Here is a 16,051-nt window from a genome sequence, read left to right on the forward strand (position 1 = left end):
GCCGAACCTTGTTTGAATCAGCCGCAACGCGCTAGCGTCCGGTTCCCCCGAGGATGTGGGGAACCGTGGGCTAGCGCCCGGCGGCTGATGGATCATCCAGCTCAGGTGCCGAATTCGGGCCGCCGATAGCCGAGCTGTTGCTGCAGCCGGCTGACGATCGAGCTGTGCATTTGGCTGACCCGCGACTCGGAGAGATCGAGCGTCGCGCCGATCTCCTTCATCGTCAACTCTTCGTAGTAGTAGAGGATGATGATCAGCCGTTCGTTGCGGTTGAGCCCCTTGGTGACCAGCCGCATCAGGTCGGTTTTTTGGACTCGGCGAGTGGGGTCTTCCCCCTTTTTGTCCTCGAGCACATCGATCTCGCGGACGTCTTTGTAGCTGTCCGTCTCGTACCACTTCTTGTTCAGCGAGACCAACCCGACCGCGTTCGCCTCGCTCTGCATCTTCTCCAATTCCTGGAGGCTGATGCTCAGCTGCTCGCAGAGCTCTTGCTGCGTCGGCTGGCGACCGTGCTTGGTTTCGAGCGCCTTGGTCGCTTCGGCCAACTTGCTGGCCTTGCTGCGGACCAAGCGGGGAACCCAGTCCATCGTGCGGAGCTCGTCGAGCATCGCTCCGCGGATCCGGGGCACGCAGTAGGTTTCGAACTTGACGCCACGGTTCAGATCGAAAGCGTCGATGGCGTCCATCAAACCGAAGATGCCGGCGCTGATCAGGTCATCCAGCTCGACTCCATCGGGGAGCCGTTGCCAGATGCGTTCGCCGTTGTAGCGGACCAATGGCATGTAGCGTTCCACCAACCGATTGCGGAGCTCTTTGTTATCCGGCTCGGCGCGGTACTGGGTCCACACTTGCTGGATTTCGTCGGTTGATGTGATTGTCGCAGCCATTCAATCCTCCGTGATCGGGCGATCGCATTGATTCTTGTTTTATGCGGCTCGCGGTAGGGGCCGCGGCATCCGTGCCGACCCCGCGCGAACCGGTGGAGTCGCGTCGACCCGCGAACGGGTTAACGGAACTCCGCAAAAGGCGGCCGCTCAAGCATCCTGCTTCGGCGTCCGACCTTGATCTCCTGAGTCCCCGCCGACCGACTCGACCTCCTCGCGGAAGCGACTCAGACGGCGACGAAACTGTGCCTCTAAATCCTGGCGAACCAAGATGTCCATGGCGGCTCCGCCCGCGTATCCAAGCGCGGTAAAAACAGCCCAAGTCATCAAACTGGAAGCCATCACGCCGACCGCGGATTCTCCTCCCAAGGCGCCTCGGAAGATCACGGTCGCCATCGCGATCGCACCGAGTGATACCCCGAATGCCACAGCCATGCGAAACGATCCGAAAAAACGCCGCTCGTGAAAGGGAAAAAACGCTTCAGCTCCCTGCCTCGCCGTGACCGTTTCGCCGCCCTCACATCCTCCGCCGTGGAGCGGCAAACCGTCGTAACTTAGCTATCGGTCATCCAGTCCTCGGTTGATGAATCCTTTTATTCCGTTGAGCCCTTTTTTTCTCATCGCCGGGGCGTTCTCGGCCGCCGCTCCCCGTGGGGGATCCGGCAGCGGCCAATGCACTTCCGGCGGGTGCTGATTACGCTCCCCAGCCGGCCGCTGCAAGATCACTCGCGGCCAGTTCACCCCCAGCCAATCCACCCCCAGCCAATCCACTCGCGGCTGCGGCGGCCAACCGCGCTCGATCGGCCGCGGCGATGTCCTCCGGCACCCGCTGGCCGTCGGTCACATAGCTGATTTGCAGGGCTCCCTCGAGGACCGCGGCGATCGCCGGGGCCGGTCGCCGGGCTTCATCGAGCTTGCTGAGGATCGCCGCCGTGGGCTGCAGCGGCTTGAAAGCCGCGCAGACATCGGCCGCCGATCCAAAGGAGCCGTTGGCGTCGACCACCAAATGGGTCTCGTCGGGACGGGCCGCGGCGAGCAGTTGCCCCATCGCCGCAATTTTCTCTTCGCCCCCCGGGCCCTGCCCCACCGTATCGATCAGCACGAGATCGACCTCGCCGAACTGAGCGAGCGCTGCGGTGACTTCCCGCGGCGTGCGGACGACCGCCAGCGGAACGCCGAGAGCGCGAGCAAACGCGTCGAGCTGTTCGACGGCCGCGGCGCGAAACGTATCGAGCGTCAGCAGCGCGACGCGGGCACTCTGCCGCAGCTGGAGACCGGCCGCCAGTTTGGCAATCGTCGTCGTCTTCCCCACGCCGGTCGGCCCGACCAGTGCCACCACGCGGCGGCCGCTCCGTCCCGCTTCGATCGGATTGCCGATCCGCAGCGAACGGGCGAGGTACTGGGCGAGCGCCGCTGGCGGCCGTTCTAACTCCGAGCCCGAGCCCGAGCCTGAGTGCGAGCCCGAGCCTGAGTGCGAGCCCGAGACCGCCTGCGCGGCCCACACCGCCGCGATCCGCCGCGGCAGCCCGATGTCGATCAGGGCGTCGCGAAGCTCCGGCAACGGCCGAGGCTCCGGCAACGGCCGAGGCTCAGGGGCAGGCGGTTCGGGGAGGGGCTGCTGGGGGAGGGGCTGCTCGCTTTCCCGAAGCTCGGCCGCAGAAGTAGTCGCCGCAGAAGGACTGCACCGCAGCGGCTTGAGGCCGGCGGTGACTTCGATCCGCTTGCGGCCGAACGGGTTCAGTCGCGGCGTGGGGAGTTCGCGGGTGTGGAGCACCGCGGCTTCAGGGCCCATCTGCTCGCGGATCAGGGCCAGCGCATCGTTCAGACTGGCGGCTCGAAAGGTGCGGATGTGCATGGATCGCGGGGGTGGCGAGTTGTCGGGACGATGGATCGAGTCGAGGGAGTGGGCCGATCAGGCTGCGGGGCCGACGATCCCGACCGATTCGATCGCCGTATCCTGGGTGATTTCGTTGTAGGAGAGGACGCGCAGATCGGGCAGGGTCGTCGCCGTCAGGTGTCTCAAACCGGGTCGGATCCGGGGGTTGACCAGAACCACCGGCGGATGGCCGACGGCGATCAATTTGCGGACGGCGTCGCCGATCTGTTTGCAGAGCTGTTCGGTGGCCGCCGGGGTCATCCGGACCATCATTCCCCGCTCGGTGTGTTCGACTCCTTCGGCGATTCGGTCTTCCAGCTGCGGATCGAGGGCGACGACGTGCAAGCGATCCGAGGCGTCGCGATACCGCGTGCTGATCGTGCGGGCCAAGCGGTGGCGAACGTACTCGACCAACCACACTGGATCCTTGGTCCGCGGCGCGTAATCGCCGAGCGTCTCGAGGATGATCCCCAGCTGACGGATCGGCACGTCTTCGCGAAGCAGCATCTGCAGCACCTGCTGGACCTCGGCCAACTTCATTTGGCCTGGGATCAGCTCATCGACAACCGCTGGGGCGAGCTCCTTGAGTTCATCGATCAGGTGCTTGGTGGCGTCGCGGTTGAGCAGCTCGTCGGCGTACTGGGTGGCGATTCGCTGGAGGTGCGTGGCGACGACCGCCCCGGGCTCGGCGGTCGTGTAGCCGTAGATGGCTGCTTGCTCGCGGCGCGCCGGCTCGATCCAGACCGCGGGCTGGCCAAACGTGGGGTCGCGGGTCGGTTGGCCTTCGATGACGCCGGTCGTCATCCCCGAATCGATCGCCAACAAGTAACCCGGCAGGACGACGCCGCGAGCGACGCGGCTGCCGGCGATCCGGACCTCGTATTCGTGTTCGGCCAACTCCATGTTGTCGCGGACGCGGACCTTAGGAAGCACGACTCCGATGTCGCCGGCCAATTGGTTGCGAACGCCGGTGATCCGCTCCATGAGATCGCCGCCGCGAGCCGGGTCGGCCAGGGCGAGCAGCCCGAGCCCCAGCGACAGTTCCATCGGGTCGACGGTCAAAAAATCTTCGGGACGTTTAGCCGGAGGTGCCTCCGCAGCGGCTCGTTCGTTCTCGGCTTGCTGATCGGCCGCGGCGGTCTCGCGACGGGTTTGCCGCGTCATCACCACGGCCAGCCCGAGGCACCCGGATCCGAGGGTCGCCATCGGCACCGCGGGGAGTTCGGTGACCATCAGCAGGAACAAGAACAGCCCGGCGATGGCCATCGCTCGCGGGTTGCCAAACAGTTGCTGGAGGAATTCGTGCGGCAGGTTCGACTGCTTGGCGCTCCGCGTGACCAGCAGACCGGCGGCGAGCGAGATCAGCAGCGCCGGGACTTGGCTGACCAGGCCGTCGCCGATCGTCAGCTTGGTGAACAGCGAGGCGGCCTCGGATACGGGCATCCCGTCGCGAACCGTGCCGATATACAGGCCGCCGCCGATGTTGATGATCATGATGAAGATGCCTGCGATCGCGTCGCCGCGAACGAACTTGCTGGCACCGTCCATCGCTCCGTAGAAATCGGCCTGCTGGCTAATTTCCTCGCGCCGCCGCTGGGCATCCTTTTCGTCGATCAGCCCGGCGTTGAGGTCGGCGTCGATCGCCATCTGCCGGCCCGGCATCCCGTCGAGCGCGAACCGCGCGGCGACTTCACTGATCCGCGTCGCCCCTTTGGTGATCACGACGAACTGGATCACGACGATGATCACGAAGATGATCAAGCCGATCTCGATGCGGTCCCCGGCGACGAACTCGCCGAACCCGCTGATCACACCCCCGACCGCACCCGATTTGCCTGCCTCGGTCAGAATCAACCGCGTCGTGGCGACGTTCAACACCAAGCGGGCGAGCGTCGTGGCCAGCAACAGAGTCGGGAAGATGTTGAACTCCATCGGACTGCCGACGTAGATCGTCGTCAGCAACACGATCACCCCGACCGTGATGTTGGCCGCCAGCATCAAGTCCATCAACAGCGGCGGAAGGGGAACCAGGATCACGACCAGGCTGCCGATGATCGCCAGCGGCAAGATCAGGTCACGGTAGCGGGTGAGCTGCTGCACGGTGGGGGCTCGGAACGACACGCATCAACGACCGACAATCGCTGTCCGGTCACTTCTCTCGGCGAGACCTTAGCCGAACCCCGACGAACCGGTCCATATCGGTTCCCTCCGCCGGGAACTTGAGACCATTCCCGCCAATCCACCCCTTTGGCAGAACACTCCCCTACCGCTCGGGTGCGCCCTCTGGAGCGCACCCCCGCGCGCTCCCCCCGGATCAGTGGGATAGTAACTTTTTTTCGCTTTTCGTGTGTTTTTTTGTCGCATTCGCTCGTTCTTTTTTCCATCCGCTCCCCAGTAAGACGCACGCTCCGCCGGTGGCAGCGACAGGGACTTCGTGATTGCGGAAACGGTGACATGCGACCCCATCCATCGATTCGGACTCACCTATCGATTCGCAACCGAGTCGCCGGAACTTTTTCAGGCCCCAAGCCGGTCGGCCCGTGGACGGGGTGGTCGACTTTCCCGATGCTTCGCGGGGGGCCTCGTGCGGTCGATCAGCGGACGTATCTGGCGAGCGTCGCCGAGGCGACCAGCGCACGGCTGCGGGCCGCCTGCCAACCGTCGCGGTCGATCGGCCCGTACGAGCTGGATCACAAGCTGGGCGAAGGTGGGGGCTCGATCGTCTACGCGGCGCACCACCACGAGAGCGGCCGACGGGTCGCGATCAAAGTTCCCAAAGGGGACACCCGCGGGGCGGTAAAGCGGATCAAAGCCGATTTCCGCGGCGGGCGGCAGTTCCGCCATCGGCACGTGGTCCGGATGCATCACTTGCTGCCGGTTGGGGACCGGTACGCCGCGGTGATGGATCGGCTCGGCGGCCCCTCGCTAATCGATTACGTCCGCGGCAATCTGCCCGCCGGAGAGCTCCCGCCGCTCGACCGCTTGCGGCGCGTCGTCGCCCAGCTCGCCTCGGGGCTGGCGCATATCCACGCCTCGGGCTGGATCCATGGCGACGTGAAACCGGACAACGTGTGCATGACTTCGGGAGGGACACCGCGGTGGCTCGACTTCGATTTGGCGAGCCCCTTCGTGCGGCCCCTCTGGATGCCGCTTCCCGAGCACGTGGCGGGAACCTTCGCCTACCTGCCCCCCGAAGCGATTGTCGGCGAAGCAATCGCCGCCCCGGCCGACATGTTCAGCTTCGGTCGCCTGCTCTCGAAACTGATCTGTGGCCGCTTGCCGAGCTGGGATCCGGGACTGGGCTCGGCGGTCGCGGCGGCCCGCATCCGCCAGCAACTGCCACGCGACGTCCCCCGAGAGCTCCTCGATCTCTGCATCGACCTGGTGCATGTTTCTCCGGTCGCCCGCCCCACGGCAGCCGAAGTCCATTGCCAGCTTTCGGGCCAGACCCGTTCACTCACCAAGCCGCACGCGTCCCCGGTTCCCAAGCAAGTCGCTGCAGCGGCCTCGCTGGCGATGCAGCGGGCCGACGCGGGCAAAGGGACGATGCTGGTGATCGAGACCAGCCCGAGCGAACCATTCGATCTGCAGGGCTTGCTGAGCGATGCGCGCTCGGAGGAGCCGCGGTTGCTCCTCTCGGGACGTTGCGATCGCCAGGAATGCACACCGCTGCAGGGCTTTGACTCCGTCCTCGACCAGCTCGCCGAGTGGATCGAGCAGGTCCCACTCGACCTACGCACCGGCTGGCGGCAAGCGGCCGGAGAGGCCCTCGCCCAGGTCAGCCCCCCGTTGGCCGCTGCCCTGGAGCCCGCAGCCGAAGCTCCGCGACCGGCCGCTGGGGGCCTGCCGGCCGCGAGCGAGGCTGCGAGTGAGGCGGGCTGTGAAGCGATCGTCCGATTGCTTACGGCGATCGCTCAAGAACGAACGGTGGTGCTGGCAATCCATAACCTGCAACATCTCGACCAGGCCAGCCAACCGTTGCTGGTCCGCTTGGTGCAGCAAATGCCCTCGCTGCCGCTGGTGATCGTCGGAACGGCCGACCGCCGCGCCGCTCGCCTCCAGTACGTCGCTCAGCTCCAGCGTGCCGCTTCGCTCACCCCACAGAAGACCGCCGCGGCGCTGCCAATCACCCTCCGCGTTGGCTGCTGAGCCCGCGGCGGCGGCTGAGGCCACGCTACATCGTCACCCTCCCCCCGGGAGGGTCGCGAGGAACGAGCGGGGAGGGCGCTATACCGAGCCCCACCGCCTCCGCAGCAACCATTCGCTGGCCAGTCCGGCGAACAGGAGCAGAGCGACCAGCGGGTGGTTCCAGACCGGAATCGCCGGCAGCGGGCGGATGCGGACCTCTCGCCCGGGTGGGATCGCCTCGATAAGCTGCTCGGCCGCCTCGTCGATCCCCAGCAGCGATCCTCCGGTGATTGCGGCAACGTCGCCGAGCGCCGTGAGGTCGGCCATGGGGCGTTTCATTTCCAGCGGGTCGGCTTCGACGACGAAGGAATCGCTGGGTGGCTGATCCCCGCCGGCTGGACGCGTCAGGACGGCCCGGTACGCCCCCGCCTCGAGCCCCTCGATGACGCCGCGGAATTGGCCGCCCGCCGCCGGATCTTCGCTGCCGCGGACCGTCACCGTCCTCCCTTCCCGGTCGCTCACCGCAATCTCCACGTCGCCGCTGGCCATCGCCGCCTCGGCCAGTTGGACCCGAAACGGAACGGGCCGCCCTTCCGGAAACCGCTCGCCGCGAATCGTCAGCGTCGTGCGGTCCCCACCCCCCAGGCCGCTTCGCTTGGCCAACGAGCGGACCAGCTGCAACCAGTAGCGTTCGTAGAGGGCCGCATTGGGGTCGGCCAGCCGCAATCGAAACGATTCGTCGGTCAGCTGCAGCCAGACTTGTCCATGTCCCGCCAACTGACTGACGACGATCGGCGCCGGACGGCCACCACTCAACCGTTGGGGCGTTTCGATCAAGACGCGGGCCCCGGGGCGGAGGGCCCCCTCGAGGCTCGGCACGTCCGCCAGCCAGTAAATCGGCGGAGCGGTGGACCAGGCATCGCGGGAGACTTCGATGCGGAGATTCGGCATCGCGCGGCCGAGCGGTGTGATGTCCCAGCGGAGTGGATCCAAAGCGGTGCGGGGCGCCGTGACGCGGCTCGGCTCGAGCGGCAGGAGACGTTCGAGCGGCGTACCGGCCAGTGCCTGCGGCAGATGGTTGGGACCGGCGATGACCACCAAAGAGGCTCCCCCACGGGTGACCAGATCGACGATCCGGGACTGCAGCCGCGTTCCCAACGCTGCCGGATCACAATCGCTGAGGATGATCAGGTCCAGTCGCTCGAGCGTTTCATCATCGACCGGCGGAAGGCGGCGAGCGGTGCGGTCTTGGTCGGCGTACCGCGGATCGCCTTGCTGCAGCACGCTGATCAGCTCGACCAATGGGCGCTCGCCCGCCTGGTCGGTCGCCCGCTCCAACAGATGCTTGAGGAAGCGGAACTCGTAACTCGGTCCCCCTTCGACCAGCAGGACGCGAAACGACTCGTCGCGAATCTCCACGACGGCTTCCTTAAAATTGTCCTCCGGAGCGACTTCCCCGGCCAGCGGCTCGGCCTCCAGACGCAGTCGCCGAACGCCCCTCGCAGTCGCCAAAAAATGGAGCTCGACCGTGCGCGTTCCGGCAGCCCGTCCGGTCGGAATCGACTCGGCGGCTAACTCTGCTCCGTCCGCTTCGTCGAGCAACCGCAAGCGGATCGGCCGCCCCTCGGTGCCTGTCCAGCGAATGCGGGCGACGACGGTGACGCGGTCGCCGACCATGGCCGCCGTGTCGGAGACGAGCTCGGCAACTTCGACCTGCGGGGGCGGGTTTTGGCTGCCAGTGCTGACGGTGATGACCGGCACATGGCCGGCAGCGATCTCGCGGGCCGCTTCCGGCAGCGCAATTCCCTCGGTCACCACTCCGTCACTGATCATCACCAGCGCCGCGGTCGAGCGTCCCCGCTGGGCGCTGGCCGCCGCGGTGAGCGCGTCCCCGAGCGGACTGCTCGCCGCCGAGGGCGATTGGCGTCGCAACTCGCCGAGCAGCGACTCCAGATCCCCGTCGCTTGCAGTCGTGAGCGGAGCGCCAATGAGCTGGATCCGCAAGCGATAATCCTCCGAGAGCTGCCGGAGCAGGCGGCCGTCGCGGTGACCGAGCAGACCCAGGACCGATTCCCACCGCGTGAGCCCTTCGCCGCTGGCGGAATCGCTGTGCGGCAGGCCCATGCTCTGCGACGCGTCGACCAGCACCACCAAGTCGGGCAATTCCGTCTCGAAGCGAGTGATCGACCAGCCGCCGAGCATCCACACGATCACTCCCAGCGTCGCCGCCCGCACGGCCACCAGCACGATCCGGCGGCGAAGCGCGAGGGGCGGAGGCCCGGCCGCTCCCTGTCGACGAGAAGCGAGGGGCCCGAGCTGAAACGGCCCGGACCGGAGGCGCACGAACTCGAAGAGAACGACCAAACCGAGGAGCGCGACGGCCAAGAGCCCCAGCCCCCACAGTGGAACCGGTCCCAGCGGTTCGAGCTGCCAATCGATGCCGCGGCCGCTCCGCTCGCTCGCGGAGTCGGCCCAGAGGGTGAAAGCCTTCGGCGGTGACCCACTTGGAACGCTCAAAACTGGCCCTCCAGGATCTTCACCACCAGCGATTCCGCGACCAGCAGCCCCAAGGCGACCAGCAGCAGCCCCCAAAACAGCTCCCGCCCCGCTCCCGGAGATTCCAGTGCGGGAGGGTCCGCTGCGGGGGCAGCGGCGGAGCGCTCGGCCGCTGCCGCGGGTGTCGCTGCCGCATCGGGAGTCGACTCGCCGAGCCGCTGCCAAGGAGCCGGTAGCTCGCCGAGCTTCTCCAATCGCCCTTCACCGGGATCGACGTTCACGGCGATCACGGGTGGCTGCGCTGCTGGTAATGGGGCGGCTGGTAATGGGGCGGCCTCGTCGCCGGGGGCGGCCTGCGGCGACGCGCTCCACCAGTAGAAACCGGCTTGGCTCGCCACGCCTGCGGTCCACCGCACGGTTGGCCCGGAGCGCGACTGCACGTGGGTTTCGAGCGTCGCTCCCGCTTCGCTCGCGAGCTGACCCGCAAAGCGTGCCTCCGGCGATCGCCCGACGACCCGCTCGCCAACGATAAACTGGCGGGAAGTCGGCTCGCCCGCATCGGCCCAGCGGAGGATCTCTTGGACCAGCGGCACGAAGCTGGGCCAGGCGATCAGCGCGTTCCAAGGCCCGCCACCCACTTCAGGGCCACCCGCTCCAGGGCTACCCGCTCCAGGGCTGGGGGGGGTGGCAATCAGCACTTGGCGACCGCTCCCCTCGCTCGCCAGGGACGCGATCAGCGGATCGCCCTCGCCGATCGCCACGGCCGGCTGCCAGCCGCTGCCGAGCTCGAGCGTCCAGTACCGGAACACTGGGAGCGAGAGCAGCCCGGAGCCAGGAAAGGCTTCGAAGGGCTGGACGATTCGGCTCCGGTAGCCGAGCGGGTCGATGTCGGGCGTCTCCACCTCGCGGGGCTCGAGCGCAATCCAGCCGGTCGCTGGCGGGGCATCGAGCGGGGGGGCATCGAGCGGCGGGGTATCGAGCGGCGGGGTATCGGCGGCTTGGCCGCTCCGCCAGTTCGGTCCCAGCCACCACACGACGCCTCCCCCCTGCTCCAGATGCTGGGCCAGCCGTCGGCGGGCCGCCTCGCCGAGCGGGACCGGATCGCACAGCGCCCAGACGTCGAAGCGGCCGAGTTCGGTCTGCGGCAGTTGGCTCAGCGGGAACGAGCGGACTTCCACCGGCCCGGCTCCTCCTGGAGCGGCTGCCAGAGCAAAGTAGCGGGTGTCGGAGGCCGCCGGACCGAAGGCCGCTACGGAGAGTGCGGGCGAGACTTCGGCAATCGCTCGACTACGGTTATCGACCGCCAGCGCATCGTCCCCGATGCGAACCTCGATCGCGTGGCGGCCGGGGGCGAGCCGCGTCGACCACAGTAGCATTTGCGAGCCGCCCGGTTTCAAATCGAACGTTTGCGATTGCTCGACTTGGCCATCGACGAGCAACTGCGCCAGCCGACCGCGAATCGCCTCGCCGCCGTGGTGGATGATCGGCGAGAGCCAGACCTGCGAATCGTCGACGGCTGCAGCGGAAGGATCGCGTTCGAGCGGCCCCACCGTCGCGTTGGCACCGGGCAGACGCTCCGCGGCATCCCAGACGAGAAAGCGAATCGCAATCTCTTCCTCGCCGCTCTCCACCTCGCCGCTCTCCACCTCGCCGCTAGCTAACTGGGGGAGCGAGTCGGGCAAGGATTGCCAGGTCGCCTGCTGCAGGTCGCTGAACAGGATGACGTCGACCGGGCCGCTCCACCCGGTGCGAACGGCCTCGCGAATCGATGCTTTGACCGCGGCGAGCGTGGCCGGCAAATCGGCGGTTCCTTCGCCGGCATTCAAGCGACGGATCTCGGCGGCAGTCTGCTCGGCCCGTTCACTCACGGTCGGAATGATCGCTCGCGGCGGATCGCTCAGCGCGAGCAACAAGAACCCGTCGCTGGCAGCCGCCGTTTGGCAGATTTCGATCGCTGCGGCTTGGGCGGCTGCGAAGCGAGTTCGCGGAGTCTCACTTCCGACCACTCGCTCGGATTGCGGATCGACGAGCGTCTGCATCGAGTAGGAAGTATCGAGCACCAAAACTCGTAGCGTCGGCGGCCGACTCCACGGCTTCCCTTGTGTCGCAGCGTCTTCGGGCAAGGGCCGCGCGAGGGCCGCGGCCAGAAGCAGCACGGCGGCGACCCGCAGGCACAGCAGCAGCAAACGCCAAAACTGAAATTTCTGAGCCCGGCGAGCGATCGCCGCTTGCAAGAACTGCATCGCTCCCCACTGGACGGTCCGCGTGCGACGCCGCCGCAGCCAATGCAAAAGGATCGGCAGCAGCGCGACGAGCCCCCACAGGAGCATTCCAGCTGCGGCAAAGGGCCCCAACGCCAAGGGACCCCACACCAGCGGATCCAGCGCCAATGGCTCCCCCGCGAATGAACCGAGCCCGCTCAAATCGGTTCCAACCAGCATGACCTCGACCGCTTACGGCACCCCGGAGTCGCCGCGCGGCGAACCTCCTGCAATCAGTCTGACCGCAAACGCAGCGGGGTGCCATACAGGGGCGAGCGGCTTCGGCTCCGCCCTCGGCTCCTCTTGCCGAAGTCCCTGATTTATTGGCCGGTCCAGATCTGCGTGCTGGGGACGATTCGATTGCGGACCGGTTCGGGCAGCGGATGCTGGAAATCGCGGGGGCGAGCCGCGGGGTCATCCGGGGCGATGTCGTTCAGCGGATACGGATCGTGGACGATCGCGTCGCTCTGCTGGTGGGCGATCGTCCCCTGCGGCGCGAAGCCCCAGGGGTGTCCCGAGCGACATCCGCTCGCCGCAGCGACCACGACGAGCAACAGACCGATCGTGGAGCGATGCATGGCCGAACTCCGGCAAGGGGAACAGGGAGAGAATCGGCGAGGGTACGCCAAGGAGCGACGCCCTCTCAAGAGCATTCGTCACTCCAGAGCTGTCGTCGGCGGTCGCCGCCGCAGCAGCCCACGCGAAACCGGCCGCACCCGGCAAAACGCCTCGGCCCACTGCGGGCTGTACCCGCCGCATCGATTGCTCCGTTGGGGTCGGCCACCCAGCTTCTCTTGACAGGGGGGAAAGCTCCGCTCTACGGTCCGCCGCACATGCGACCGAGTGCGCGAACCGCCGGACGCGCGAATCTTCCGGATCGGGTGAAGTCATCCCGGGGATGTGTCGAACTTGAACCATATAACCCCTACCACCATCGCAGCTGCGACCCGAGGAAAACTGCCATGCCTCTTCGAATCGCCAAGAGATCGCTCACCCGTCGCGTAGCTGTGGGCGGTTGTGCCCTGGCCTTGATCGGCTCCACCGGCTGCCAGAGCGGAACGGCGTTTCCCGGCGCTGGGATGTTTGGCTGGAATAAAGGACCGTCGGCCGAAACGCTCGCCGGAAGCGGACCGAGCACGACCTATCCGCCGCCACCGAGCACCAACTACTCGCCCACGGCGATCGCTTCCCAAGCCGGCGGAACGGCCGATCCGAGCGGCGATGCGGCAGCCTCGGTCGCCGCCAAGGGTACGACGCCCGGAACCGCCGCTGGTGGTTCGCTCGCCGCGTCGACCACCCCAGGCAGCTCGACGATGGGCAGCTCGACGATGGGCAGCACGACGGCCGGCAGCACCATTCCGGGAACTTCGATTCCCGCCGGAGCGGCCGCGGCCAACGGCTATGCGAGCAGCAGCGGGCAAGCGACCGCCGGCACCCCGGGCTACGCCGCGGGTGGCTACTCCGCTGCGGCCGGTGTGGGTGCTAGCGGAGCGGCAGCCCCTCCAAGCTACGCGGCAACCGCCCCAAGTTACTCGGCTCCCGGCTATGGCGGCTCCACCGCCTCGCCCTACGCTCAGTCGTCCACTCCGGGCTACGGAGCCGCCAACCCCTACGCGGGAAGCTATGCCGGAGCTGCGGGAGCGGGCGCCACTGCGGGAGCGGGAACCAGTTCCGCTGCCACGTCACCCTACGGGACCCCCGGCTCGAGCGTTTATCAAGTCGCCGACGCGGCTCAATCGCCCAGCTACGGCCAATCGCCCAGCTACGGGAGCTCTAGCAGCACGGGCACCAGCAACTACGCCCTGCCCGGCAGCTCGGCGAGCGGCAGTTCCGCGGCCCCCAGCTCGGGCGCTTCGGCCGCCGGTCAATACGCCGGCGGCTATGCCCTGCCGGCCGTCGGAACCGCGAGCGATGGGTCGACTGGCGTGAGCACCGCTGGCGGAGCGAGTGCCGGCAGCACCTCCGGCGGCGCAAGCACTGCGGGAGGAACCGGTGGCTACCGTCCGGGAAGCACTTCGGGAGCAACCAGCTACCCGACGACTCCCTATACGACCCCGGCCGGGTCGATGTACCGCTAGAGCGCCGCGGCTCACCACACGATGCGGGCCGCGTCGAAGACCGGCCCTTCGACGCAGGTCCGCTTGTAGTCCCACTCTCCGTCGTCTTGGCGGACGCGAGCGACACAGGAAAAGCAGATCCCGATCCCACAGGCCATCGGGGTTTCCAGCGAGACTTCGCAGGGAATCGACCGATCGGCGGCGACCGCGGCGACCTTCTCCATCATGATCTCTGGACCGCAGGAGACGATCCGCACCGCGGTCGAGCCCTGCGCCGAGCCGGAGACTGAATCTCCCGCCGGTGGCGGCAACGCTTCGATCAGCCGCTCGACGAGTTCCGGAACTCGAGCCCGCTCACCGGCTGATCCATCGTCGGTGCACAACCGCAGGTCGATGCCGGCGGCGCGAAACGCTGCGGTGCAAGCGAGCAGATCACCCGAGCGGGCCCCGTAGACCATCGTCACCCGCTGGGCATATCCGCTGGGCCGCCCAAAGCTGCGGCGTCCCAGCGCCTCGGCGGCGAGCGCCAGCATCGGGGTTTGGCCCACGCCGCCAACAGCGATCAGCAGCGTCTCGGCCGCAGCGATCGAAAACCCGTTGCCCAGCGGTCCCCAGACATCCAGCGCCGCACCGCGGCCCGCCTCGGCGACCGCCGTCGTGAACTTCCCTTTCTTGATGAAGATCACGTCGATCGCCTCGGGACGCCCGGCGGCGTCTTCGATGACGTCATACATCGCCAGCGCTCGACCGATCAGCGGATCGCTGGTGCCGGCCATCCGCAGCATCACGAATTGACCAGGAAAGATCCGCTCGGCGATTTCAGGGGCGGCGAAGCGAATGCGATAGGTCCCGCGGGCAACCTGTTCGATCTCCCGCACCTCGGTCTTCACCTGGACCGCTTGATCCGCACAGAAAGGCGCATGCAGCGCACCGCTCATCGACGCTCTCCTCGATCCTTCTTGGGTCCCTTACCCAGATCCTTTTTCGGCCCCTTCTGAATCGGCCCTTTTTGGGTTGGCCGCTTCGAGGTTGGCCGCTTCGAGGTTGGCCGCTGGGCTTTGCCGGCTTGGGGAGCTCGACGCGATTTCGTTTCTCGATCGCCGCCAAGATCCTGCTCGCCGCCGATCACCGTGCCGATCGTCTTGGAACCCTCGAGCGGTTTGGGACGCTGGCTTTTCGGGGGTCGCGAGGCGCCGCCGCGGGGAGGCGTGCCCGCTTTGGGCTTTGAGGGTTTGGCCTTTGAGGCTTTGGGGGCCGCTTCATCGTCCGCCTCGGTCGAACCCGCGGCGGCCTGTTTCGATTGAATACGGACCTCGTCGCGGAGCCGGCGGAGTTCATCGGAGCTGACCGGGCGATAGGCCCCGCGGGGTAACTCGCCGAGTCGCAGTGGGCCGAGGGCGATGCGTTGGAGCGTCAGCACCTTGTGGCCGAGCCGGGCGAGGATCCGACGGATCTCGCGATTTTTGCCCTCGCGGAGCAGGATTTCGAGCTCGGTCGACTGTCCCCGATGGCGAAGGATTTTTGCCCCTTCGACCCCCACGCGTCCTTCGGCGATGTAGATGCCCCGTTTCATCTGCGCCAGCTTCTCGCTGTCGACTTTGCCCGCCACCGTGACGCGATACGTCTTGCGGACGCCGTAGCGGGGGTGGGCCAACTGCTGGGCCAGCTCGCCGTCGTTGGTCAGCAGGATCAACCCTTCGCTGCTGCGGTCGAGCCGTCCGACGGGAAACAGTCGCTGGCGTTCTTGGACCAAGTCGATGACCCGCGTGCGGCCCTGCGGGTCGCTGTTGGTCGTGACGACGCCCGGCGGCTTGTTGACGACGAAGTAGGCGAGCTTTTCACGCTTCAGCAGCGTTCCGTCGACGTAGATCTTCGAGGTTTTGGGATCGACCTGCGTCCCCAGCTCGGTGACCGCTTGGCCGTCGACCTCGACGCGGCCTTCGACGATCAACTCCTCGCACTGGCGACGACTACCGTAGCCGGCCGAGGCGAGAACGCGCTGCAACCGTTGCAGATTCCCTTCGCCCTCCCCGCCGCCGGTCCGCTTCTTTCCGGCCGCCGTTGGCGGCGACGGTTTTCTCCCGGCGGGTCGCTTCGGCGTCGCTTTCTTGCCAGTTGTGGGAGGACGTTTAGGAGCGGATTTGCGTGGCACGGTGGGACTCACGGGTTTAATGAGGAGATGCCACTCAGATTAACACATCCGGTTCCAAAACCGAGACGGGGCGCAGCTTCGGAAGCGGAGATCCGCCGGAGAATCGAGCCGCTGCCGACGGTGGCGCCTGATTTGCGGCGCCCCCTGGGACTGGTTCCCTCACCCCCAGAGCCCGGTTGGCCCATGGGCTATGATCG

General features: G+C 67.1%; 11 protein-coding genes. 2 read left to right on the forward strand and 9 right to left on the reverse strand.

Features of this window, described 5'->3' with window-relative positions:
* Window positions 1-101: 101 nt before the first annotated feature.
* The 4 genes from GNK13_RS12835 to flhA form a co-directional block, all read right to left on the reverse strand.
* Window positions 102-887, reverse strand: a complete 786-nt coding sequence (locus GNK13_RS12835; protein ID WP_164102930.1) for a FliA/WhiG family RNA polymerase sigma factor — start codon at window positions 885-887, stop codon at window positions 102-104.
* A gap of 147 nt (window positions 888-1,034) precedes the next feature.
* The gene (locus GNK13_RS12840) at window positions 1,035-1,319 is read right to left on the reverse strand and encodes a hypothetical protein (RefSeq protein WP_164102931.1); all 285 of its coding nucleotides are present in this window, start codon (window positions 1,317-1,319) and stop codon (window positions 1,035-1,037) included.
* A gap of 259 nt (window positions 1,320-1,578) precedes the next feature.
* Window positions 1,579-2,739 (reverse strand): flagellar biosynthesis protein FlhF, encoded by a 1,161-nt coding sequence (locus GNK13_RS12845; RefSeq protein ID WP_164102932.1) that lies wholly within the window; start codon window positions 2,737-2,739, stop codon window positions 1,579-1,581.
* Between the two features lie 57 nt (window positions 2,740-2,796).
* Window positions 2,797-4,860 (reverse strand): flagellar biosynthesis protein FlhA, encoded by a 2,064-nt coding sequence (gene flhA, locus GNK13_RS12850; RefSeq protein WP_164102933.1) that lies wholly within the window; start codon window positions 4,858-4,860, stop codon window positions 2,797-2,799.
* Between the two features lie 354 nt (window positions 4,861-5,214).
* Here flhA and GNK13_RS12855 point away from each other — a divergent pair, with 354 nt between their 5' ends.
* Window positions 5,215-6,909, forward strand: a complete 1,695-nt coding sequence (locus tag GNK13_RS12855; RefSeq protein WP_164102934.1) for a serine/threonine-protein kinase — start codon at window positions 5,215-5,217, stop codon at window positions 6,907-6,909.
* A gap of 78 nt (window positions 6,910-6,987) precedes the next feature.
* On the opposite strand, the gene GNK13_RS12860 is transcribed toward GNK13_RS12855, so the two are convergent.
* From GNK13_RS12860 to GNK13_RS12870, 3 genes are all read right to left on the reverse strand, one after another.
* On the reverse strand, window positions 6,988-9,405 hold the full coding sequence (locus GNK13_RS12860; RefSeq protein WP_164102935.1) for a vWA domain-containing protein: 2,418 nt from the start codon (window positions 9,403-9,405) through the stop codon (window positions 6,988-6,990).
* Window positions 9,402-11,825: a BatA domain-containing protein gene (locus GNK13_RS12865; protein WP_164102936.1), complete on the reverse strand. Its 2,424-nt coding sequence runs from the start codon at window positions 11,823-11,825 to the stop codon at window positions 9,402-9,404. The genes GNK13_RS12860 and GNK13_RS12865 overlap by 4 nt, the downstream gene beginning before the upstream one ends.
* 140 nt (window positions 11,826-11,965) lie before the next feature.
* On the reverse strand, window positions 11,966-12,223 hold the full coding sequence (locus GNK13_RS12870) for a membrane or secreted protein (RefSeq protein WP_235935107.1): 258 nt from the start codon (window positions 12,221-12,223) through the stop codon (window positions 11,966-11,968).
* A 384-nt stretch (window positions 12,224-12,607) separates the two neighbouring features.
* On the opposite strand from GNK13_RS12870, the gene GNK13_RS12875 reads away from it, so the two are divergent.
* Entirely contained in the window at window positions 12,608-13,723 is a 1,116-nt protein-coding gene (locus GNK13_RS12875) for a hypothetical protein (protein ID WP_164102937.1), read from the forward strand.
* Between the two features lie 11 nt (window positions 13,724-13,734).
* Here GNK13_RS12875 and GNK13_RS12880 read toward each other — a convergent pair whose 3' ends face one another.
* Window positions 13,735-14,640: a dihydroorotate dehydrogenase electron transfer subunit gene (locus GNK13_RS12880; protein ID WP_164102938.1), complete on the reverse strand. Its 906-nt coding sequence runs from the start codon at window positions 14,638-14,640 to the stop codon at window positions 13,735-13,737.
* Window positions 14,637-15,854 (reverse strand): pseudouridine synthase, encoded by a 1,218-nt coding sequence (locus GNK13_RS12885; RefSeq protein ID WP_164102939.1) that lies wholly within the window; start codon window positions 15,852-15,854, stop codon window positions 14,637-14,639. The genes GNK13_RS12880 and GNK13_RS12885 overlap by 4 nt, the downstream gene beginning before the upstream one ends.
* Window positions 15,855-16,051: the final 197 nt, after the last annotated feature.

Source organism: Candidatus Laterigemmans baculatus (assembly GCF_010367455.1).
In the GTDB taxonomy this organism is placed as follows: domain Bacteria; phylum Planctomycetota; class Planctomycetia; order Pirellulales; family Pirellulaceae; genus Laterigemmans; species Laterigemmans baculatus.

Bases quoted from the DNA above. Each gene is read 5' to 3' on its own strand.
- GNK13_RS12840 (WP_164102931.1), bottom strand. From the start codon at position 1,319: ATGGCTGTGGCATTCGGGGTATCACTCGGTGCGATCGCGATGGCGACC.
- GNK13_RS12835 (WP_164102930.1), bottom strand. From the start codon at position 887: ATGGCTGCGACAATCACATCAACCGACGAAATCCAGCAAGTGTGGACC.
- GNK13_RS12870 (WP_235935107.1), bottom strand. From the start codon at position 12,223: ATGCATCGCTCCACGATCGGTCTGTTGCTCGTCGTGGTCGCTGCGGCG.
- GNK13_RS12855 (WP_164102934.1), top strand. From the start codon at position 5,215: ATGCGACCCCATCCATCGATTCGGACTCACCTATCGATTCGCAACCGA.
- GNK13_RS12875 (WP_164102937.1), top strand. From the start codon at position 12,608: ATGCCTCTTCGAATCGCCAAGAGATCGCTCACCCGTCGCGTAGCTGTG.
- GNK13_RS12845 (WP_164102932.1), bottom strand. From the start codon at position 2,739: ATGCACATCCGCACCTTTCGAGCCGCCAGTCTGAACGATGCGCTGGCC.
- GNK13_RS12880 (WP_164102938.1), bottom strand. From the start codon at position 14,640: ATGAGCGGTGCGCTGCATGCGCCTTTCTGTGCGGATCAAGCGGTCCAG.
- GNK13_RS12865 (WP_164102936.1), bottom strand. From the start codon at position 11,825: ATGCTGGTTGGAACCGATTTGAGCGGGCTCGGTTCATTCGCGGGGGAG.